Annotated in this window: 21 protein-coding genes; 12 read left to right on the forward strand and 9 right to left on the reverse strand. The window is 73.1% G+C overall.

The window, feature by feature from the left end:
- Window positions 1–129: 129 nt before the first annotated feature.
- Together OGL89_RS14585 and OGL89_RS14590 are read left to right on the forward strand one after the other, a co-directional pair.
- Window positions 130–1,122, forward strand: coding sequence for a glycosyltransferase family 2 protein (locus tag OGL89_RS14585; RefSeq protein ID WP_263120887.1), 993 nt, complete (start codon window positions 130–132; stop codon window positions 1,120–1,122).
- 84 nt (window positions 1,123–1,206) lie between these two features.
- Window positions 1,207–1,743, forward strand: a complete 537-nt coding sequence (locus tag OGL89_RS14590; RefSeq protein WP_263120888.1) for an alpha/beta fold hydrolase — start codon at window positions 1,207–1,209, stop codon at window positions 1,741–1,743.
- 121 nt (window positions 1,744–1,864) lie between these two features.
- Here the strand turns inward: OGL89_RS14590 and OGL89_RS14595 are convergent, their stop codons facing one another.
- Entirely contained in the window at window positions 1,865–2,539 is a 675-nt protein-coding gene (locus OGL89_RS14595) for a response regulator transcription factor (RefSeq protein WP_263120889.1), read from the reverse strand.
- A gap of 77 nt (window positions 2,540–2,616) precedes the next feature.
- Here OGL89_RS14595 and OGL89_RS14600 point away from each other — a divergent pair, with 77 nt between their 5' ends.
- The 5 genes from OGL89_RS14600 (at window position 2,617) to OGL89_RS14620 (ending at window position 6,625) form a co-directional block, all read left to right on the forward strand.
- A complete protein-coding gene (locus OGL89_RS14600) occupies window positions 2,617–3,765 on the forward strand; it encodes an ATP-binding protein (protein ID WP_263120890.1) in 1,149 nt (382 codons plus the stop codon).
- A gap of 247 nt (window positions 3,766–4,012) precedes the next feature.
- Entirely contained in the window at window positions 4,013–4,447 is a 435-nt protein-coding gene (locus OGL89_RS14605) for a hypothetical protein (RefSeq protein WP_263120891.1), read from the forward strand.
- 43 nt (window positions 4,448–4,490) lie between these two features.
- On the forward strand, window positions 4,491–5,045 hold the full coding sequence (locus OGL89_RS14610) for a signal peptidase I (RefSeq protein WP_263120892.1): 555 nt from the start codon (window positions 4,491–4,493) through the stop codon (window positions 5,043–5,045).
- Window positions 5,042–6,115, forward strand: a complete 1,074-nt coding sequence (locus OGL89_RS14615; RefSeq protein ID WP_263120893.1) for a hypothetical protein — start codon at window positions 5,042–5,044, stop codon at window positions 6,113–6,115. Before OGL89_RS14610 ends, OGL89_RS14615 begins: the two co-directional genes overlap by 4 nt.
- A gap of 114 nt (window positions 6,116–6,229) precedes the next feature.
- Entirely contained in the window at window positions 6,230–6,625 is a 396-nt protein-coding gene (locus OGL89_RS14620; protein ID WP_263120894.1) for a hypothetical protein, read from the forward strand.
- A gap of 3 nt (window positions 6,626–6,628) precedes the next feature.
- Here the strand turns inward: OGL89_RS14620 and OGL89_RS14625 are convergent, their stop codons facing one another.
- Together OGL89_RS14625 and OGL89_RS14630 are read right to left on the reverse strand one after the other, a co-directional pair.
- Complete coding sequence (locus OGL89_RS14625) at window positions 6,629–7,432, reverse strand: SGNH/GDSL hydrolase family protein (protein ID WP_263120895.1); 804 nt, start codon at window positions 7,430–7,432, stop codon at window positions 6,629–6,631.
- A gap of 7 nt (window positions 7,433–7,439) precedes the next feature.
- Window positions 7,440–8,126: a uracil-DNA glycosylase gene (locus OGL89_RS14630; RefSeq protein ID WP_263120896.1), complete on the reverse strand. Its 687-nt coding sequence runs from the start codon at window positions 8,124–8,126 to the stop codon at window positions 7,440–7,442.
- Between the two features lie 129 nt (window positions 8,127–8,255).
- Here OGL89_RS14630 and OGL89_RS14635 point away from each other — a divergent pair, with 129 nt between their 5' ends.
- From OGL89_RS14635 to OGL89_RS14645, 3 genes are all read left to right on the forward strand, one after another.
- Window positions 8,256–8,540: a DUF3263 domain-containing protein gene (locus OGL89_RS14635; protein WP_263120897.1), complete on the forward strand. Its 285-nt coding sequence runs from the start codon at window positions 8,256–8,258 to the stop codon at window positions 8,538–8,540.
- 82 nt (window positions 8,541–8,622) lie between these two features.
- Entirely contained in the window at window positions 8,623–9,252 is a 630-nt protein-coding gene (locus tag OGL89_RS17230; RefSeq protein WP_263120898.1) for a LytR C-terminal domain-containing protein, read from the forward strand.
- A gap of 122 nt (window positions 9,253–9,374) precedes the next feature.
- The gene (locus OGL89_RS14645; RefSeq protein WP_263120899.1) at window positions 9,375–9,578 is read left to right on the forward strand and encodes a cold-shock protein; all 204 of its coding nucleotides are present in this window, start codon (window positions 9,375–9,377) and stop codon (window positions 9,576–9,578) included.
- Window positions 9,579–9,630: 52 nt separating this feature from the next.
- Here OGL89_RS14645 and OGL89_RS14650 read toward each other — a convergent pair whose 3' ends face one another.
- A complete protein-coding gene (locus OGL89_RS14650) occupies window positions 9,631–10,923 on the reverse strand; it encodes a glycoside hydrolase family 15 (protein WP_263120900.1) in 1,293 nt (430 codons plus the stop codon).
- Window positions 10,924–11,180: 257 nt separating this feature from the next.
- Here OGL89_RS14650 and groL point away from each other — a divergent pair, with 257 nt between their 5' ends.
- Window positions 11,181–12,806, forward strand: a complete 1,626-nt coding sequence (gene groL / locus OGL89_RS14655) for a chaperonin GroEL (RefSeq protein ID WP_263120901.1) — start codon at window positions 11,181–11,183, stop codon at window positions 12,804–12,806.
- A 79-nt stretch (window positions 12,807–12,885) separates the two neighbouring features.
- Here groL and OGL89_RS14660 read toward each other — a convergent pair whose 3' ends face one another.
- The 3 genes from OGL89_RS14660 to OGL89_RS14670 all read right to left on the reverse strand — a co-directional run bounded on the left by OGL89_RS14660 (window position 12,886) and on the right by OGL89_RS14670 (window position 16,053).
- Complete coding sequence (locus OGL89_RS14660; protein ID WP_263120902.1) at window positions 12,886–13,647, reverse strand: hypothetical protein; 762 nt, start codon at window positions 13,645–13,647, stop codon at window positions 12,886–12,888.
- Between the two features lie 76 nt (window positions 13,648–13,723).
- Window positions 13,724–15,331, reverse strand: a complete 1,608-nt coding sequence (locus tag OGL89_RS14665; protein WP_263120903.1) for a HAMP domain-containing sensor histidine kinase — start codon at window positions 15,329–15,331, stop codon at window positions 13,724–13,726.
- On the reverse strand, window positions 15,328–16,053 hold the full coding sequence (locus tag OGL89_RS14670; RefSeq protein ID WP_263120904.1) for a response regulator transcription factor: 726 nt from the start codon (window positions 16,051–16,053) through the stop codon (window positions 15,328–15,330). The genes OGL89_RS14665 and OGL89_RS14670 overlap by 4 nt, the downstream gene beginning before the upstream one ends.
- A gap of 129 nt (window positions 16,054–16,182) precedes the next feature.
- Between OGL89_RS14670 and OGL89_RS14675 the strand changes: the two genes are divergently transcribed.
- Entirely contained in the window at window positions 16,183–16,851 is a 669-nt protein-coding gene (locus OGL89_RS14675) for a type 1 glutamine amidotransferase (protein WP_263120905.1), read from the forward strand.
- A gap of 54 nt (window positions 16,852–16,905) precedes the next feature.
- Here OGL89_RS14675 and OGL89_RS14680 read toward each other — a convergent pair whose 3' ends face one another.
- Window positions 16,906–17,643: a PspA/IM30 family protein gene (locus OGL89_RS14680; RefSeq protein ID WP_263120906.1), complete on the reverse strand. Its 738-nt coding sequence runs from the start codon at window positions 17,641–17,643 to the stop codon at window positions 16,906–16,908.
- 58 nt (window positions 17,644–17,701) lie between these two features.
- A partial coding sequence (locus tag OGL89_RS14685) for a TPM domain-containing protein (protein WP_263120907.1) occupies window positions 17,702–19,869 on the reverse strand: 2,168 nt, incomplete at its 5' end.

A 19,869-nucleotide genomic window follows, 5' to 3' on the forward strand; every position in this document is an offset into this window, starting at 1 on the left:
AGGCACCGGGGAGACCCTCGCCGACATCGTCACCATGATCATCAACGCCGCCATCTCGTTCTGGGTGTTCTTCCCGATCTTCAAGATCATCTTCAAGCAGGTCCCGGAGGCGGCGAAGGAGCCGGTGGCATGACCCCGGTGCTCACCGTCGTCGTCCCGGCGTACAACGTGGCGGACTACCTGGCGCGGGCGCTGGACTCGGTGGTCGGGCTCAGCCCCGAGGTCGAGGTCGTGGTGGTCGACGATGGCTCGACGGACGGCACTGCGGTCTTGGCGCAGTCCTACGTGGACCGGGGGCTGGTCCGGTTGCTGAGGCAGCCGAACGGCGGGCACGGGGCGGCGATCAACACCGGACTCGCCCACGCCACCGGCAACCACCTCAAGGTCCTGGACGCCGACGACTGGCTCGACCGCGACGCCCTGACCGCAGTGCTCGCCACCCTGCGCGAGCAACCCGACCTGGACCTGCTGATCTCGAACTTCGTCTACGAGAAGGTCGGCAAGAAACACAAGACCGTCGTGCACTACCGCGGCGCGCTGCCCACCGGGGGTGTGCACGGTTGGCAGCACACCCGCCGGTTCGGCAAACGGCAGTACCTGATGATGCACGCGCTGACCTACCGCACCGCGGTGCTGCGCGAGGCGGGGCTGCGGCTGCCCGAGCACACCTTCTACGTCGACAACCTGTACGCCCTGATCCCCTTGCACCGGGTACGCACGCTGTCCTACTTGGATGTCGACCTGTACCGGTACTTCATCGGCCGGGCCGACCAGTCGGTGCAGGAACCGGTGATGCTGCGCCGCCTGGACCAACAACTCCGGGTCAACCGCCTGATGCTGGACCACCTGTCCACGGTCCGGGCCGCCGACCGCAGGCTGCGCGCCTACCGGCTGCACCACGTGGCGATCGTCTGCGCGGTCAGCTCGATCCTGCTGATCAGGGCCGGGCGACTGGCGGAGAAGGACCGGTGGTGGGCGGAGCTGCGCGCCCAGGACCGCTGGCTGTACCGCCGCGTGCGCTGGTCGGTGTTCGGACAGCTCAGCAACCTGCCCGGCCGGACCGGACGACGGGTCTCGGTGTTCGCGTACCGGGTGGCCCAGCGGGCGATCGGGTTCAGCTGAGCGGTCTGCGCGTGGTCTGATGGACCCCTCCCAGGGACCGGAGGACCCGATGACGCTTCTTCCCGCACACCCGGCGGTGCCCGCGTGACCCGCGCGGTGATCGTGCACGGGACCGGCGGCCACCCCGACGTGATCTGGTACCCCTGGCTGGCCGACCGCCTGGCCGCGCGGGGGTGGACCGTGGACCGCCCGCACTTCCCGGACCTGAACGTGACCCCGGTCGACGACTTCCTGCCCGGGGCGCTGGACCGGATGGCGATCGACGAGGACACCGTGCTGATCGGTCACTCGGGCGGCGCCGCCCTGCTGCTGGCGGTGCTGGAGCGGATCGAGGTGACCGTGCCGCAGGCGGTGCTGGTCGCCGGGTACAGCACCCGGCCGAACGAGGACGAGGAGCCGGTGCTGCGGGCGTCCTACGACTGGCGGCGGATCGCCGCGCACGTCGACGACCTGGTGCTGATCAACTCGGTGACCGATCCCTACGGCTGCGACTGGCGGCAGGGGATGGCGATCCGGGACCGGACCGGCGGCACGCTCGTCGTCCGCGACGAGGGGCACTTCGGTGACGTCGACCAGCCCTTCGACACCTTCGAGCTGCTGGACCGCCTGATCCGGACATGAAAAGGCCCTTGACCGCGCAGGGGGCAGGCGGCCAAGGGCGATGCCTACGTTACAGGATGGTCGGGATCGGGCCACCCGTTCGAGTGGGTGAAGCGACTGTGACCCCGCCCACGTCCACCGGTCAGCCGGCGGAGCGGCCGGTCTCCTCGAGCAGGCGGAGCGCGGCGGTGACGCGGGGGTTGCGGGCCGGGTCGGCGTCGATGCCGAGCGTGCCATAGATCCCGTTGATGTGGTTCTGCACCGACTTCTCGGTGATGTGCAGCATCTCCCCGATGCCCGCGTTGGACAGGCCCTGGGCGAGCAGGCGCAGCACGGCGTACTGCCGGTCGGTCAGCCTCGCGACGGCGGAACCCGCCCGGGGCGACATCCGGTCCAGCAGCACCGGGTCGAGCGTGGTGCGGCCGGCGGCGGCGGCCCGGATGGCCTGCACCAGGGTGTTCGCGCTGGTGGAGGTGGTCTTGGACAGGTAGCTCCACCCGCTGGCCACGTCCGGCGGGAGGTCGAGCAGCAGGTCCATCGCGTCGTGCGCGGACAGCAGCAGGATGCCGAGGTTCGGCTGGCCCCGGCGCACGGTCACCCCCAGGGCGATGCCGTTGCCGTCGGGCAGGTCGATGTCGAGCACGGCCACGTCCACGGCGCCGGGGCGCAGCACGGCGGTGGCCTCACGGACGGTGCCCACCGACGCGACCACGCGCACCCCGGGGGCGGAGCCCAGGGTCAGCTCCAGCATGGAGCGGAACAGCGGCTGGTCCTCGACGATGGCCACGCGGATGGTGCGGGGCGCGGTCTCGGTCATCGCTGCCAGTATCGTCGTGGCCGGCCCCCAGGGTGCGACGACGCGCGGGCGAGTTCTTGGTGACACGGATGGTGACGATGAGGCTGGGACCCCAGGATGCCGACCGCGGCGACCGGTGGGCGTTGCTGTTCGCGACCGGCTCCGTGATGGCGGTGTTCGCGGTCGGTGCCGCCGTGCAGACCGCCTACGTCTACCACCACCAGATGGTGCAGGGCGCCGGGGTCCCGGTGCTGTACCGGGTGGTGGCGAACCTCGGTGCCGTGCTCGCGATGCTCGTGCTGCTGTTCTGGGGCGGCACCGCTCTGCCCTCCCGTGGGCCCTGGCAGCTGGTGATCGGCGTGCTGCTCGCCGGGGTCGCCGCAGCGGGGTTCCGCGCCACCCTGCAGACCGCGCTCGGGGTGTACGTCGACGGTCAGATGGGTGCCGTGCTCACCGATCTGGCCAGTGCCAGCGTGGTGTCGTGGATCGCCAGCGCGATCGGGTTCACCACCCTCCGCTCGCGACGTCGGCTGCGCGTCAAGATGGCGGAGGCGGCGCGCAGCCAGGTGCAGATCGAGCTGGCGCTGTCGGCGCTGCACCACGAGGAGGTCCGGGTCCGGCGCGAGGTGGCGGAGGGGCTGCACGGCACCGTGCAGCAGCGGCTCGTGCTGGTGGTCGCCCGGCTGGACCGGCTGGCCGAGCGCCTGGGCCGGGGGAGTGGGGACGACGCCGACCTCGCCCTCCTGGCCGAGGTGCGCGAGGAGATCGAGACCGTGCGCGAGGCCGACATCCGGGCGACCAGCCGGATGCTCTACCCGGATCAGCTGGAGGTCGGCATGGTGCCGGCGATCCGTGCGCTGCTCGGCCGGATCCCGACCTCGGTGAACACCCGCCTGGGCGTCGCCCCCGAGGTGCGCGTCCTGGACGACCCGGCGGCCTCGATGCTGAGCCAGGGTGAGCGGCTGCTGGCGGTGCGGGTGGTCGAGGAGGCGGTGAGCAACGCGCTCCGGCACGGCCGGGCGGACGTGATCGACGTCCGGTTGTCCCAGGACCGCGACGCCGTGCACGTCTCCGTCTGGGACGACGGCGTGGGGTTCGGCGAGCGGCCGGGTCCGGCGTCCGGGACGGCACGGTTGTCGGATCGCCTCGCGCTGGCCGGGGGTGAGCTACGGGTGTCCTCGGTCCCGGGCGACGGCACTCAGGTCGTGGCGCGGGTACCGATTGAGACGCTGAGGGAAGGGACCTAGGTCCAGGGCTGAACGGGTGACCCGAATCCAGGGGATACCGGGTCGGATGTCCGGTTTGTCACGGTCCGAGCGGGTGAAACCCGCTCACCCGGATCGGCGAAGGGGTGCTAGCACCCAACCCTGGTGTTTGCGCAGGTGAGACGCCCCTTAGATTTCCGGCGCCCAGGCCGAGCGCCCTCCGCTCGCTCACTGGGCGACGCCGCCAGGTCGGCGTCTCCCCCCTGTCGAACCGGAAGGTCAGCCGTTCATGTCCGTCATCGCCGCGCCCCGTCGCACCACCCGTCGCAAGGTGGTCGCCTTCACGATCGCCGCCCTCGGCATCACCGGTCTGGGCCTGGCCTCCGCCGCCCAGCTGAACCTGACCTCCGGCGCCCTGGGCGCGGGCACCACCGTGGTGGCGTCCTGCGACACCGACGGCGTGACCGTGAAGTTCGCCGACACCTACTCCTCCACCGCCAAGGGCTACGCGGTCTCCGGTGTGACGCTGTCCGGTGTGGCCACCGCCTGCGCGGGCCAGAACATCACGATCGACCTGCTGGACAACGACCCGAGCGCCACCGCCGCCTCGCTCGGCACCCTGACCGCCGTGGTGCCCACCGGGGGCGGCACCGTCACCGTCCCGGTCACCACCTCGGTCAAGGCCGCGGACGTCAAGGGCGTCGCGGTCGTCATCGCGAGCTGACGCCCGGATGATCCGGCACGGCCGCCGGGCCGCACGGACGGGGGTGGCGCCGACGCGTCGCCCCCGTCCGGCGCGCCTGCGGTCGGCCGCCGGGTGGGTGCTCACCGGCGCCCTGGTCGCGGTCCTGGTCTGGTTCGGCTGGCCCACCACGCTGGGCGGCTGCACCACGCTGACCATCGTGTCCGGCCACTCGATGGAGCCGACCTACTACACCGGCGACCTGGTGGTCTCCCGGTGCGGCGTGCCGACCGAGGGCGACGTGGTGGTCTACACCCCGCCCGGAGTCGAGGACGGCCGGGTGATCCACCGCGTGGTGGGCGGCGACGCCGCCGAGGGCTGGGCGATCCGCGGTGACAACAACGACTTCGACGACCCGTGGCGGCCCACGCAGCCGGACATCCTCGGGATCGCGGTGCTGCACGTGCCGGGACTCGGCCGGATCGCGTCGATCCTGCTGGACCCGTGGGCCTGGGCCTCGCTGCTGGTGATCGCCGGCGGCGTGCTGCTGTGGCCGGGCAAGGAGTCACCCGCCGAACCCGCTGAACCCGCCGACGCCTCCGGGCCTGCCGCGCCCCGGGTGCTGGAGCCCGCGCCGTGACCTGCCGTCGCGCCGCCGCCACCGCACTGGCCGCCGTGCTGGCCGTGATCGCCCTGTTCGGCCTGCACACCGCCAGCGCCGCCCAGCTGACCCTGCGCGGCGCGCACCACCTGCTGACCTCCGCCACCCCGTGCACCACCACCGCGCTGACCGCCGCTCCGGGCAGCACCAGCTCCGGCCGGTCGACGACGATCGTGTTCGGCAATGTGCCCGCGAGCTGCTCCGGCACCGCGCTCACCCTGCGGATGTACGCCCCCGACGGCACCCCGACCGCCACCACGGACACGGCGGGCACCGCCACCACCGGCTCCCTGACGGTCACGGTCCCGAGCTACGCCACGAGCGCGATCGCCGGGGCCGCGCTGACCCTGAACGGCTGGTCGGTGCCGGTGACCTGGAAGGCCCCCGCCTCCGCGGCGACCGGGCCGGTCACCCCCGGGGCGGGCACGACGTTCACCGATCTGACCTGGTCCCAGATCTCCAGCTCCGGCACCCAGGCCTGCTTCAGCGTGCAGGTCTCCGGAGCGGCCGGGACCACCTGGCGCGTCGACCTGCATCTGGACCAGCGTCCGTTCAACGGCATCGCCACAGCCGACGGCTTCCAGGTGCACAGCCCCTGGTACGGCCAGGTGCTGGGCTCCCCGAGTAACAACGTGCTGTCCATCGGCGGCCGCACCGGGTCCAGCACCCTGGCCGCGGGCGAGGTCCTGACGGTCACCGTCTGCCACTACAACCTGCCCGCGCCGCAGTACGACGCGTCCCTCAGCTACGGCCAGACCACCGGCGCCGTCACCGGCACCGCGAACTACGCCTGCATGACCACGACGGTCTCGGTCTCCGGCAGCCCGCAGTTCTACGCCGGCTGGCGTGCGGACATCGACCTGCGACCGCTCGCCGACTTCATCCGGGCGCAGGGCGGCAGCACCGCGAATCTCCGGTTCAGCGCCCCCGGCAACTACACCCTGGTCCAGCAGAGCGGCACCGTGTACCGGGTGACGCCGACCGGGTGGGACACCTGGGGTGTCCGGGACGGCAGCCCGCAGAGCGTGCAGGTCTGCGGCCAGCCCTGACGGGTGTCGCCCGCCGGGGTGAACCGGGCACCGGATGCTCACACCGACCGGTCGGCGGACGATGGGTCGGCCAGGCCGACGGATCGGCCGGGTTCGTCCATGGAGAGGACACCGATGGGGCTGACACGTGCCCGCCGCACCGCGGGTGTCACGCTGGCGCTGCTGGGCGGCGCGGGACTGGCGGTCTCGACCGCCCGCGCGATGAGCTGGGAGCAGCTCGGCCCGGTGTCCGCCGGGGGGTGCGTGGTCGACGCGATCCAGATCGGCTACGACGTCGGCTACGACCGGTCGCTGGGCGGCTATGCCGTCACCACCGCCACGCTCTCCGGCGTCCCCGAGGGCTGCGCCGGGCGGGAGCTGGCCCTCACCCTGCGCGGGGGCACCGACCAGGCGCTGTCCGAATCCCGCACCCCGGTGACGTCGCCGACCACCACCGTGGCGCTCGACGGCACAGTGCCGGCCGCGGACGTGGCCGGCGCCTCGGTCGCGCTGGTCTCCGGCGCGGACTGAACCTCAGACCTCGGTGAGCTCCGGCCGCTTGGCCCGCCGCCCGTCCCCGGAGCTGGTGCCGTGCAGCCGGTGCGTGGCCCAGGGGTACACATGGGCCCGCAGCCATTCGGCGTCGGCGCGGGCCTGCGCGGCCCGGGAGATCGGCGGCGCCGGGGCCAGCGGCTCGTCCCAGGCGTCGTCGTCCGGCGACAGCCCGAGGGCGACCAGCGCCCCCTGCGCCACCCGGGCGTGCGACTCGGTGGTGAGGTGGATCCGGTCCGGCGCCCACATCCGCAGGTCCTTGAGGTGTCGCATCCCCCACAGATCGACCACGTAGGCACCGTGCCGCCGGGCGATGGACCACAGGTGCGCGTTGAAGATCCCGACCCGGGGGCGGGTGGCGGTCATCAGCCCCGCCCCGGCGACGTCCATCCCGGTGGCGAGCAGCACGTCCGCACCGGTGGCCCGGATCCGCTGCACGGCGGCCTCCAGGTCGCGGGCCAGCCGGTCGACGTCGGCGGCGGGTCGCAGGATGTCGTTGCCGCCGCCGACCAGGCTGACCAGATCCGGTCCGAGCCGGAGAGCGGCCGGCACCTGCTCGGTGACGATCGGGCGCAGCAGCTTCCCGCGGACCGCGAGGTTGGCGTACCGCAACGGGGTCAGCCCCGCCGCCCGCCGGCGGTCGGACAGGTGCCCGGCCAGCACGTCGGCCCAGCCGCGCATCGGGGCGTCCGTGCCGTGCGGAGCGTCCCAGAGTCCCTCGGTGAACGAGTCGCCCACCGCGACGTAGCGCTCCCAGCGTGGCAGATCCGTGGTCATGACAGCCATTCTGTCCTCAGGCCAGCGCCCAGTCGATCGGATCGGCGCCCTGTTCCTGCAGCAGCTGGTTCACCCGGGAGAACGGCCGGGAGCCGAAGAAGCCCCGGCTGGCCGAGAGTGGACTGGGGTGGGCGCTCATCACGGCCGGGACCTGCCCGAGCCGTGGCCGCAGGGACTGCGCGTCCCGGCCCCACAGGATCGCCACCAGCGGACCGCCGCGCTCGACCAGCGCCTCGATCGCCCGGTCGGTGACCTCCTCCCAGCCCTTGCCCCGGTGGGAGGCGGCGGCGCCGGGCTCGACGGTCAGCACCCGGTTGAGCAGCATCACCCCGCGGTCGGCCCACACCGAGAGGTCGCCGTCGCGATGCGGCGGGATGCCCAGGTCCGACTGCAGCTCCTGGTAGATGTTCGCCAACGACCGCGGCAGCGGCCGGACATCGGGCTGCACGGAGAAGGACAGGCCCATCGGGTGGCCCGGGGTCGGATACGGGTCCTGGCCCACGATCAGGACCCGCACGTCGGCCAGCGGCCGGCGGAAGGCGTTCAGGATCGCGTCGCCGGCGGGCAGGTACTTCCGCCCGGCCTCCACCTCGGCGCGCAGGAACCTGCCCATGGCGTGGATCCGGTCCTCGACCGGGGCGAGGGCCTGCGCCCAGTCGGCGGCGATCAGGTCGGACAGCGGTGCGGCGGTGCTCGGGGTCATCCGGCGAGGCTAACCAGGACCGCCGGGTCGCGGGGCCGGATCCGGGCTGGAAGGAGGCCGGGACGGGAATGACACCGCTGTGATTCGGGACGTACAGTGGCGCGGTCGAGCAGTGGTCAGGAGGCAGGGATGAGCGCGGCGACCGAGCCGGTCCGGATCGAGGGCGAGCTGTCCGAGCGCGACCAGCAGGTGCTGGCCTTCGAGCGGCAGTGGTGGAAGTACGCGGGTGCCAAGGAGCAGGCGATCCGCGAGCTCTTCGACCTGTCGGCCACCCGGTACTACCAGGTGCTCAACGCCCTGATCGACAGCCCGGCGGCGCTCGCGCACGACCCGATGCTGGTCAAGCGGCTGCGCCGGATGCGGTCCAGTCGGCAGCGGCAGCGCACCGCGCGCCGGCTCGGCTCCGACGCCTGACGCGCCGACCTGCACACCTTCTCCACGACCCTCGCCCGCGCCTCATGGCTGGCCGTGGGGCCGAGCCGTTAGCCTGTCCGGCGTGACGAAGGGCAACTATCCCTATCCCGAGGACGAGTTCGACGCCGCTCCCGGCTCGGACACGCCGATCGGTGTGCACCGCGCGCCCCGGACCTGGTGGTCCCGCTGGTGGCCTTTCGTGGCGGTGATCGTACTGGTGCCGGTCGTGACCGTGGCCGCGGTGCTCTGGGCCTCGTCCTGGGACGGGCTCGGCAACGGCGGCGACGACCAGGCGAACGTCGAGCTCACCGACGACCCGGCCGCGACCGCCACCGACGGCGCCGAGGACCCGGCCGCGACCGAGGGCACCACCGAGGGCGACGCCGCCACCGAGGAGCCGCCGGCCACCGAGGAGGCCCCGGCCCCGACCGCCGACCTCGCGCAGGCGATCGAGGTGCTGAACGCCGCGAACCGGAACGGTCTGGCCGCCGACGCCGCCGATCAGCTCGGCACCGCGGGCTTCACCTCGGTGACCGCGGGCAACGGCAGCGCCTCGACGGCCGACGTCACCACCGTCTTCTACGCCACGCCCGAGCTCCAGGTGACCGCCCAGGCGGTGGCCGACGCTCTCGGCATCACGACGGTCACCGAGTCGGCGGACGTCGCCGACGGCGGGATCGTGGTGCTGCTGCGGTCCGACTTCGTGGGCTGATAGGGCGAATCACCCCTTTCGCACCACTGCAGGCACGGCTACGCTCAGCGCCACGCCGCAGACGGTCCCGGTCGGGTCTCCTGTGGCGGTGTCAGCCGAACACTCAGTCGCAGGAGCACCGCATGCCGCAGGGCACCGTCAAGTGGTTCAACGCCGAGAAGGGCTATGGGTTCATCACCCCGGCCGACGGCACTCAGGATCTGTTCGTGCACTTCAGCGCGATCCAGAGCGAGGGCTACCGCAGCCTCGACGAGGGGCAGAACGTCGAGTTCGAGGTCGGTCAGGGCACCAAGGGCCCGCAGGCCGAGCAGGTTCGCCCGCTCTGACGTCGACGGCGGGGCCCGAGCATCGCCGCTCCCGGCCCCGCCCCGACGTGTCTCATCCCAGCGCGTCCACCGCCAGCACGACACAGGCGGCGGTCCACGCCAGGGGTGCGACGGCGGCCGGTGAGCCGTCGTCCAGGACCTTCTCCGGCAGTGCGCCGAGGTCGGTCCGGTGCTGGTCCAACCAGTCCAGCCAGGCTGTCGCGCGGTCGCGCTCCCCGTTGCTCGCGGCGGTCAGCGCGTACAGCGAGGTCTGCGGCGTCCAGGAGATGCCGTCCTGCCGCCACCCCTCGCCCGGTGCGAGTCCGCCGGCCGGCCGGGCCATCTCCGCGGCGGAGTCCTGCCATGCCGCCAGTGCGCCGTCCAGCGCCGTGGGCTGGAACGGCGGCAGGGTGAAGGCGCTCGCCGCGTCGGCGAGGTCGCCGTCGGCGTAGCGGCCGTACTCGTCGAACTTCTCCTGGACCGCATCCCGGGTGAGGTCGGCGGCCGACCGGGTCTCGCCGGCGCGTCCGGTGTCGCCGAGCACGGTGTAGAACGCGGTCGCGCTCTCCAGGCCGGCCAGCACCGGGGCGACGGTGCCCAGGGTGAGCTCGTCCTCGTGCACCTCCCAGTAGTCCGGGGAGGCGTCGGGCAGGCCGTCCCCGGCCACCAGGGCCTCGGCGTGCCGGGCGGTGCGGTCGACCAGCGGGCGCAGGTGCTCGGCCGTCGCGGCCGGGTCGGCCGACTGCGCCACCACCTCACCGGCCGCCCACAGCACCCAGCCGACGCCGTCGCTCTGCTCGCCGCGGTCGTCGGGCGTGTCGCCCGAGCCGTCCGGGAGGTAGCGCGCCTGGAAGGAGCCGTCCGGCTCCTGCACCCCGGCCAGGAAGTCCAGGATCTCCAGTGCGTCGTCGTCGTGGCCGGTCCGGGCCAGCGCCACCGCCACGAAGGAGGCGTCCCGCGGCCAGACGTAGCGCCAGTACGGCGACCAGGCGGCCACCGCGGCACCGTCGTCGAGCACCAGGGTGTGCAGGTCGAGCAGCGCGTCGGCGACCAGGTCCGCGTAGGGGCCGTCCGCGCCGGGCACGTCCCCGGCGGCCAGCCAGTCCCGCTGTGCGGCGGCGAGGACGTCGTCGGCGCCGACGGTGGGGTCGTCCACCACCCGGGTGCCCTCGTGCAGCAGCGGCTCGGCGCCCTCGGTCACCAGGCTGCGCTCCCCGTCGGCGCTGATCACGACGCCTTCGGAGTACAGGGCGATCCGGGCGCTGCGCGGCCCCGTCGCACCCCAGCCGATCAGCACGGCCGCCAGTGCGGTGAGGGTGACCACGGCGAGCGTCTGACGACCCCGTCGCACCGGTGCGGCTGACATGGGCAGACACCGTAATCCACCCGGCTGTTCGCGGTCAGGGGATTCCACCGCGTCGGGGTGGTCGAGCCTTGCACTCGGAGGGGTCGAGTGCTAACCATTGACTTAGCACTCTCCGGTGGAGAGTGACAGAATCGCTCACATCAGGCCGACCCGGTGAGGTCCGCCGCACGCCGGGACGTGACCGGCGGGCGGCAGTCCGTCCGTCGCGGGCACCGACCGGCCGACCCAGAAGCCACCAGTGAAGGATCGATAGCCCCATGGCCAAGATCATTGCCTTCAACGAGGAGGCCCGGCGCGGCATCGAGCGCGGACTGAACGTCCTCGCCGACACCGTCAAGGTCACCCTCGGCCCCAAGGGCCGCAACGTCGTGCTGGACAAGAAGTGGGGCGCCCCCACGATCACCAACGACGGTGTCTCCATCGCCAAGGAGATCGACCTCGAGGACCCGTTCGAGAAGATCGGTGCGGAGCTCGTCAAGGAGGTCGCCAAGAAGACCGACGACGTCGCGGGTGACGGCACCACCACCGCCACCGTGCTGGCCCAGGCTCTCGTGCGCGAGGGCCTGCGCAACGTCGCCGCGGGCGCCAACCCGATCGCCCTGAAGAAGGGCATCGAGAAGGCCGTCGCCGCCGTCACCGAGCAGCTGCTCGCCCAGGCCAAGGAGATCGAGACCAAGGAGCAGATCGCCGCCACCGCCGCGATCTCCGCCGGCGACCCGGCCATCGGCGAGCTCATCGCCGAGGCTCTGGACAAGGTCGGCAAGGAGGGCGTCATCACGGTCGAGGAGTCCAACGCCCTCGGCCTGGAGCTCGAGCTGACCGAGGGGATGCGCTTCGACAAGGGCTACCTGTCGGCGTACTTCGTCACCGACCCGGAGCGCCAGGAGTCGATCCTGGAGGACGCCTACGTCCTGCTGGTCGAGTCCAAGATCTCCAACGTCAAGGACCTGCTGCCGCTGCTGGAGAAGGTCATCCAGACCGGCAAGCCGCTGATCATCGTGGCCGAGGACGTCGAGTCCGAGGCGCTGGCGACCCTGGTCGTCAACCGGATCCGTGGCATCTTCAAGTCCGTCGCGGTCAAGGCCCCGGGCTTCGGCGACCGCCGCAAGGCGATGCTGCAGGACATGGCCATCCTCACCGGTGGCCAGGTCGTGTCCGAGACCGTCGGTCTCAAGCTCGACCAGGTCGGCCTCGAGGTGCTCGGCACCGCCCGCAAGGTGGTCGTGACCAAGGACGAGACCACCATCGTCGAGGGTGGCGGCTCCGCGGAGCAGATCGCCGGCCGGGTCAACCAGATCCGCGCCGAGATCGACAACTCCGACTCGGACTACGACCGCGAGAAGCTGCAGGAGCGCCTGGCCAAGCTGGCCGGTGGCGTCGCCGTCATCAAGGCGGGTGCCGCGACCGAGGTCGAGCTCAAGGAGCGCAAGCACCGCATCGAGGACGCCGTGCGCAACGCGAAGGCCGCCGTCGAGGAGGGCATCGTCGCCGGCGGTGGCGTCGCCCTGATCCAGGCCGGCAAGACCGCGTTCGAGACCCTGGAGCTCGTCGGTGACGAGGCCACCGGTGCGAACATCGTCAAGGTCGCCATCGACGCCCCGCTGAAGCAGATCGCCGTCAACGCCGGTCTCGAGGGCGGCGTGGTCGCCGAGCGCGTCCGCAACCTGCCCGCGGGCCAGGGCCTCAACGCCGCCACCGGCGTGTACGAGGACCTGCTGGCCGCCGGTGTGAACGACCCGGTGAAGGTGACCCGTTCCGCGCTGCAGAACGCGTCCTCCATCGCCGCGCTGTTCCTCACCACCGAGGCCGTCGTCGCCGACAAGCCGGAGAAGGCCGCCCCGGCCGCCCCGGACGCCGGTGGCATGGGCGGCATGGACTTCTGAGTCCCGCCGCTCGGCCGAGCTGAGAAGGCCGGTCACCCCGCGAGGGGTGACCGGCCTTCTTCGTGTCCGGGCGGGGAGTTCAGGCGCTGGCGTCCGCCGCGGGGTGGATCCGGGTCAGCGGCTCACCGGAGCCGTCACCGGTCTCCCGGGCCTCGATCTCGGCCAGCACCTTCTCCAGCTTGTGCAGCTCGGCACCGAGGTTCTGCCGGGCCGGCTCCTCCCAGGCGGCACCGAGCGGGCTGACGAACAGGCTCGGGCGGGCCAGCAGCTTGCGGACGATCCGCAGCCGGGCGCGCAGGTAGTCGGCCATCGGGACGCCCGCGTACTCCTCCCGGACGTCGTGCAGGTACGCCTTGTAGCGCTGCGGCTCGGCGGCCAGCATCGCCAGGTCCGCGTCGCAGAGCACCGCGCAGTCGAAGTCGGTCGGGTCGGCGAGGTGCCGGACCAGGACGATCACCATCTCGTGCACCCGCTCCACGGCCGCCCGGGGCAGACCCAGGGCGGTCAGCTGCTCGCGGGCCAGCGCGGCGGAGGCGACCTCGTCCTCGCCGCCGCGGTTCGCGTAGGCGGCGACCTTGTCGGCGTCGAAGATCGCGCCGTGGTACCAGGCGGCGAGCCGGACCAGGTGCGGCTCGTGGGTCTCCTCGGCGAGCTCGTCCACCCGGGCCAGCACATCGGTCAGGTGCCGGAGGTTGTGGTACGTCCGTCCCGTCCCGGTCCACCGGTCCACCAGATCGGTGCCGACCCGGCGGATCTCGTCCTCCGGTGCGGTCGCCCCGGCGCCGACGACGCTGCGGACGAAGGCGGACAACAACCACTGCGGTGCGTCGTAGACGCCCATGGACCAAGCCTTACGAAGACGGGAAACCCTGACGGCGCGCCATCGTAGCCCGGCCCGCGGGCGGGGGAGACCTCGGTCAGTCCTGTTGCAGGTCCTCGCCGTCCAGGGCGGGCAGGTCGACCCGGACGGTCGCGCCGCCTCCCGGGGTCGGCTCGATCCGGACCTGACCCAGATGGGTGTCGACGATCGCGGCGACGATGGCCATGCCGAGTCCGGCCCCGCCGCCGGTCCCGGCGCCCTCCCGGGTGCGGCTGGCGTCGATCCGGTAGAACCGCTCGAACACCCGGGCCGCGTGCTCCGGGGGGATACCGGGCCCGTGGTCGCGGACCTCCAGCACCACGCGGTCCCCGATCCGGCCGACCAGCAGCTCCGCGGGCGAACCCGCCGGGGTGTGCCGCACGACGTTGCCGACCAGGTTCGCCACCACCTGGCGCAGCCGGGGCTCGTCGCCGAGCACCACCGTGGTGGGCAGCTCGTCCTCGGCACCCGGGGTCAGCGACCCGACCCGGACCTCGCGGGTGGGGTCCAGCGCGCGCAGGTCGTGCGCGGCGTCGGTGGCCAGCACGGCGAGGTCCACCGGCTCGGTGCGTCCGGGACGGTCGGCGTCCAGCCGGGCCAGCGCCAGCAGGTCCTCGACCAGCCCGCCCATCCGGGTCGCCGACTGCTCGATCCGGCGCAGCGTGTCGTCCACCTGCTCCTTCTCGGTCAGCGCGCCCATCCGGTACAGCTCCCCGTAACCGCGGATGGCGGCGAGCGGCGTGCGCAGCTCGTGCGAGGCGTCCGCGACGAACCGGCGCATCCGCTCCTCCGAGGCGGTCCGGGCGTCGAAGGCGGCCTCGATCTGGGTGAGCATCCCGTTCAGCGAGGCGCTGAGCCGGCCGACCTCGGTGGACTCCGGTGCGGCCGGCACCCGGCGGGACAGGTCGCCGGCGGCGATGGTCGCGGCGGTGTCCTCGATCTCGCGCAGCGGGCGCAGCGAGCGGCGGACCGCCCAGGTGCCGACCACCACGCCGATGATCATGATCGCGGCGGCGGAGGTCCACATCGCGATGGCGGCGGAGCGGACGATGGCCTGCGCCTCGCCCATCGGCCGGGCGAAGGTGACCCAGCCGATCAGCTCGTTGCTGTCCTGGTCGCGCACCGGCGTCACGACGGCGCGCCAGCCGGAGCCCGCCTTCGAGGACCGGACCGTGAACGGGGCCGTGCTGTAGTCGCTCACCGTCGAGAGGGTGAGATCGGGCAGCACCGGGGTGCCGTAGGTGTCGGCCGTCTTCTCCGACGGGTCCAGGGCGGTGTCGGACTGCAGGATGCGAGCGTCCAGCGCGTAGTCGATCTGGGTCCAGCCGTCGTCGCGCACCGAGTCCAGGTCGCCGTCCCGGGTGTACACCTGGGCGAGTCCAGAGCTGTAGGTCTTGGCCGAGGCGACCAGGTCCTCGTCCACCTGCCCGATGAGGTAGCTCCGCAGCAGAGTGGTGGTGGCGGTCCCGGCGATGGCGAGTCCGATCGCGAGCAGCACACTGCTGATCCCAACCAGACGCGCGGTCAGCGGCGTCCGGCGCCAGAGGTCGCGGACCTTCCCGGTCAGCCGGGCCGTCGGGTGCCGGTTCGGCTGACCGGGAGGGACCTCGGCGCCCTGGGCGCGGGCCTCGTCGGAGCTGAGGTCGACCGGCTCGGTGCCGCTCACGACCCGCTCGGCTTGCGCAGCATGTAGCCCACCCCGCGCTTGGTCTGGATCAGCGGGGCGACCGGCCCGGCCGCGCCCTCGATGTGGTCCACCTTGCGGCGCAGGTAGGAGATGTAGGACTCCACGATGTTCGCGTCGCCGCCCCAGTCGTACTGCCAGACGTGATCCAGGATCTGCGCCTTGGACAGCACCCGGCCCGGGTTGAGCATCAGGTACCGGAGCAGCTTGAACTCGGTGGGGGACAGGTCGATCACCTGACCGGCCCGGCGGACCTCGTGCGAGTCTTCGTCCAGCTCCAGGTCCTCGTAGCCGAGCACGCTGGTGGACTCGGCCTCCGCGCCGGTGGTGCGGCGCAGGATGGCGCGGATCCGGGCGACGACCTCCTCCAGGCTGAACGGCTTGGTCACGTAGTCGTCGCCGCCGACGGTCAGGCCGGTGATCTTGTCCTGGGTGTCGTCCCGGGCGGTGAGGAACAGCACCGGGACGTGCTGGCCCTTCTCCCGCAGCCGACGGGTCACGGTGAAGCCGTCCATGTCCGGCAGCATCACGTCCAGCACCAGCAGATCGGGCTGGACCTGCTTGGCCAGCCGGAGCGCGGCGCCCCCGTCCGCGGCGGCGTGCACGTCGAACCCGGCGAACCGCAACGAGGTGGCGAGCAGCTCGCGGATGTTCGGCTCGTCGTCGACGACCAGCAGGGTGGCTTCGGTGGTTGCGGCAGTCACCCCCCCAGTGTGCCTCCGAGCGCTGAGGGTTTCCTGGGAAGCAGCTGCGGATTCCTGGGATCGGCGCGGCAGGCGCTAGCGTGCTGCACCGTGACCGTCAGCCTTCCCCCTGTGTTGACCGTCGTCCGGATGGATGACGAGGTGCCCCTGGACCGCTTCGCCGACTGGCTGGACGGGGTCACCGTCCGCCTGGTGCGAGCCGACCTCGGCGAGGACCCCGGCCCCGCCGACCAGCTGGACGGGCTGCTCGTGCTCGGCGGCCGGATGTCCGCCCACGACGACCACCTCCCCCAGATCCCCGCCGTGCGGGCGCTGCTCGCGGACGCGGTCCGGGCCGAGGTGCCGACGCTGGGCATCTGCCTGGGCGCGCAGCTGCTGGCCGTGGCCACCGGCGGTCAGGTGCACGTCGACGCCCCGCCCGGACGGGAGGCCGGCACCGTGGCGCTGCGCTGGCGCCCGGAGGCCGCGGCCGACCCGGTGCTCGGGGGGATCGCCGCGGAGCGGATCACGCTGATGCCGACCATGCACTCCGACGCGGTGGTGGATCTGCCGCGCACGGCCGGCTGGCTGGCGTCCTCGCCGATGTACCCGTACCAGGCGTTCCGGGTCGGCAGCGCCTGGGGCGTGCAGTTCCACCCCGAGGCGTCCCCGGAGCTGATGCGCCGCTGGGCCGAGCTGGACGCGTTGCCCGCCGACGAGGCCGAGGCGATGGTCTCCGCGGTCACCGAGGCCGACGAGCAGATCCGCCGGGACGGTCGCGCACTGGCCCAGGCGTTCGCCGCCCGGGTCCGGGGCTGACGGCGACGGCCCGCCACCCCGCGTGGGGGTGACGGGCCGTGCCGGTGCGGCGGTTCAGCGCTCGATCTGCGGGGCCGGGCGACCGGCCTTCAGCTGCGCGAGCCGGGCCTCGACCTCGATCTCGGTGCCCGCGGACTCCAGCTCGGCGAACTGGGAGTCCAGCGAGGAGGCCGCGATCTCGGCCTGACCCATGGCCAGCGCCTCGTCCCGGCGGACCTTCTCCTCGAACCGGGCGATCTCGCTGGTGGGGTCCAGCACGTTGATCGAGCCGATCGCCTGCTGCACCTTCTGCTGGGCCTGGGCGGACTTCTGCCGGGCCACCAGGGAGTCGCGGCGGGACTTGAGCTCGCCGAGCTTGTCCTTCATCTGCGCCAGGCCGGTCTTGAGCTTCTCGGCGGTCTCCCGCTGGGAGGCGATCATCGGCTCCGCGGTCTTGACCTCCTGCTCGGCGGCGATCTGCTTGCTGATCGCGACCTTGGCCAGGTTGTCGAACTTGTCCGCGTTGGCGGCGTCACCGGCGGAGCGGAACTGGTCCGCGCGCGCCGAGGCGGCCAGCGCCTTGCTGCCCCATTCGCGGGCGGCGGCGACGTCCTCCGCGTAGTCCTGCTCGGCCAGGCGCAGGTTCCCGATCGTCTGGGCGATGGCCTTCTCCGCGTCCTGGATCGACCCGGTGTAGTCCCGCACCAGCTGGTCCAGCATCTTCTGCGGGTCCTCGGCCTGGTCCAGCAGCGCATTGATGTTCGCCCGCGCGAGCTGGGTGATACGGCCGAAGACGCTCTGCTTCTCGGTCATGTCGTGCCTTCCTTCTCGGAGAACATCCCGGCCCGGGGGACGGGCCGTGGTCGATCGATCAGAACCCGCCGCCGCGGCTGCCGCGGGGGGTGGACGTGCTGCCGGACGCCCCGCGTCCAGGCCGGTCACGCTCGCGTTCCCGCCGCGCCTCGCGGTCGCGTCGGTCCTCCCGGTCCCGGCGGCGTCGGTCCTCCCGGTACTCCCGCTCCGCGTCCCGGGCCCGGCGCTGCTCCCGCTGGACCGCGCGCAGCTCGCGGGCGGAGAGCCCCGCGACCGTGGCCGCGGCCGTCTGCGACAGCGTGACCTGGCGCGTCTGCTGCATCCGGGCCTGCACCCGGTCCACGTCGGCGCGCGCCGACCGGATCGCCTCGGCGACCGCGCGGTCCGCCTGCTGCGCCAGGGGCAGTGCCCGCGCCGGATCGGACGTCTGCAGCTGCACCGCCTGGTTGAACAGCTCCTCGCCCTCGCGCAGCCTGGCCCGGGCGGGCAGGTCGACCAGGTCGGCGCGGGCATTGACGAAGTCCGCGGTGGACAGCAGCGCCGGACGGATCCGGCCGAGCAGGTCGGCCAGGATCTGGTCCGCCCGGCTGCGGCGCTGCTCGGCCGCGCGGTGCGGGGCCAGGGCACCGTCCAGCACGGCCTCCGCCCGCGCCAGGGCGTCCAGTGCGGCGAACGGGTCCCCGGTCCCGGACCGGGCGGTGCGGGCCGTGTCCAGGGCGGTCCGGGCGGGTCCGGCCGCCGCGGTGACCGTCGGGTCCGGAGCCGCCAGCCGGTCGACGTCGGCCAGGTCGGCGCTGATCGAGGCCGTGGCCGCGTCCAGTCGACGGCCGACGGTGGACAGCTCCGCACCGTGGCGGTCCACTGCGTCCAGCAGCGCGGTCACCCGGCCCAGTGCGGTCCTGGCCTCCCGGGCCCGGTTCGCGGCGCCGGCGAGGTCATCGGCGTGTGCGGCGTGCTGCCCGGCGTCGAGGGTGGCCTCGGCCTGGTCGATCAGCTCCGTGGCCCGCTCGGGGGCGTCCTGGACAGCGATCAGCGCGTCGGCCGGGTAGCGGGAGGCGAGCTCGGCGAGTCGTTCCCGGGCCGCGGGCAGCCGGTCGCGCTGTTCGGCCAGCGTCGAGCGGAGCCGGTCCATCGCCTGCGCGGCGTCCAGCTGCTGCGACCGGGTGTCCTCGACCCGCTGCCGGGCCGCGGTGAGGCTGGTCTGCAGGGCCTGCACCAGGGTCAGGACGCGGCCGGCGGTGCGGGCGGCACGCGTCGGGTCGCCGGTGTCGTCCACCTCCCGTCGCAGACGGAAGGCCACGGTGAGGTCGGCGTCGGCACGAGGGAGCACCCGCTCCAGCTCCGCCGTCTCCGCCGGGCCGAGCTGGGCCTGCGCGAAGCCGAGGTCCTGCGTCGCTCCGCGGACCGTCTCGTCGGCGGCCAGCAGGGCAGCGTCGGTGCGGGCCAGCAGGTCGGCCAGGGACTCGCGTCCCGGGGCTGCCGGGACGGCCGGTGCGGGCCGGCGTGCGGCCGGCCGCCGGGGCGCGGGGCGGCCGCCGTGCCGCTTGCGCCAGGCGCGCCGGATCACCCACCAGATCAGCCAGAGCATCAGGATGCTCGCCAGCAGCCCGACCAGGAGATCGAGGAATCCGCCCTCGCTCTGCGTGGCCGGGGTGTCGTCGGTCGCGGCGGAGCCGTCGGCCTGCGCCGTGGTCGACGCCGTGGGAGCCGCGGTGGCCACCGCGGCGGAGTCCTGCCCATAGCTCGCGCCGAGCGAGTCGGCGAGGGCGGTGGCGGCTCCGGCCCAGTCGTCCCGGGACAGCGCGTCCCGGACCCGGACGTCGCCGTCGCTCATCGCGACGTGGCCCAGCTGGGCGGTGGTGCTCGGCGACAGGTCGTACTGCCGCTCACCGGTCGCGACGGCCAGCAGCACGTCGTCCGGCCCGAGTCCGCTGAGGTCGGCGGTCTGCTGCGCCCACTCGGCATGCGCGAGCCCGCCGAAGTCGGTCACGTAGACCACGAGGATCCGCCCGCCGCCGGTGGTCGTGGTGTAGGCGTCGAGCGCGGCCTGGACCTCGGCCGCCTGCTCCGGACCGAGCGCGCCGGCCTGGTCGGTCAGGGTGCCGCCGATCGCGACCGGAGCCTCCACGGCCACCGGCGGTGCCCACGGCTCGACCGCGGTCGCGGGAACGCCGACCAGCAACGGCGCGCCGAGCAGCACGGCGAGCGCGAGCGCTCGGGTGGAGC

Origin of the sequence: Cellulomonas sp. RIT-PI-Y (assembly GCF_025642745.1) — a bacterium.
Taxonomy (GTDB): Bacteria; Actinomycetota; Actinomycetes; order Actinomycetales; family Cellulomonadaceae; genus Cellulomonas.

Coding starts and splice junctions, on each gene's coding strand:
- OGL89_RS14650 (WP_263120900.1), bottom strand. CDS start 10,923: ATGTCAGCCGCACCGGTGCGACGGGGTCGTCAGACGCTCGCCGTGGTC.
- OGL89_RS14630 (WP_263120896.1), bottom strand. CDS start 8,126: ATGACCCCGAGCACCGCCGCACCGCTGTCCGACCTGATCGCCGCCGAC.
- OGL89_RS14680 (WP_263120906.1), bottom strand. CDS start 17,643: ATGACCGAGAAGCAGAGCGTCTTCGGCCGTATCACCCAGCTCGCGCGG.
- OGL89_RS14620 (WP_263120894.1), top strand. CDS start 6,230: ATGGGGCTGACACGTGCCCGCCGCACCGCGGGTGTCACGCTGGCGCTG.
- OGL89_RS14660 (WP_263120902.1), bottom strand. CDS start 13,647: ATGGGCGTCTACGACGCACCGCAGTGGTTGTTGTCCGCCTTCGTCCGC.
- OGL89_RS14675 (WP_263120905.1), top strand. CDS start 16,183: ATGGATGACGAGGTGCCCCTGGACCGCTTCGCCGACTGGCTGGACGGG.
- OGL89_RS14635 (WP_263120897.1), top strand. CDS start 8,256: ATGAGCGCGGCGACCGAGCCGGTCCGGATCGAGGGCGAGCTGTCCGAG.
- OGL89_RS14585 (WP_263120887.1), top strand. CDS start 130: ATGACCCCGGTGCTCACCGTCGTCGTCCCGGCGTACAACGTGGCGGAC.
- OGL89_RS14595 (WP_263120889.1), bottom strand. CDS start 2,539: ATGACCGAGACCGCGCCCCGCACCATCCGCGTGGCCATCGTCGAGGAC.
- OGL89_RS14605 (WP_263120891.1), top strand. CDS start 4,013: ATGTCCGTCATCGCCGCGCCCCGTCGCACCACCCGTCGCAAGGTGGTC.
- groL (WP_263120901.1), top strand. CDS start 11,181: ATGGCCAAGATCATTGCCTTCAACGAGGAGGCCCGGCGCGGCATCGAG.
- OGL89_RS14600 (WP_263120890.1), top strand. CDS start 2,617: ATGAGGCTGGGACCCCAGGATGCCGACCGCGGCGACCGGTGGGCGTTG.
- OGL89_RS14625 (WP_263120895.1), bottom strand. CDS start 7,432: ATGGCTGTCATGACCACGGATCTGCCACGCTGGGAGCGCTACGTCGCG.
- OGL89_RS14645 (WP_263120899.1), top strand. CDS start 9,375: ATGCCGCAGGGCACCGTCAAGTGGTTCAACGCCGAGAAGGGCTATGGG.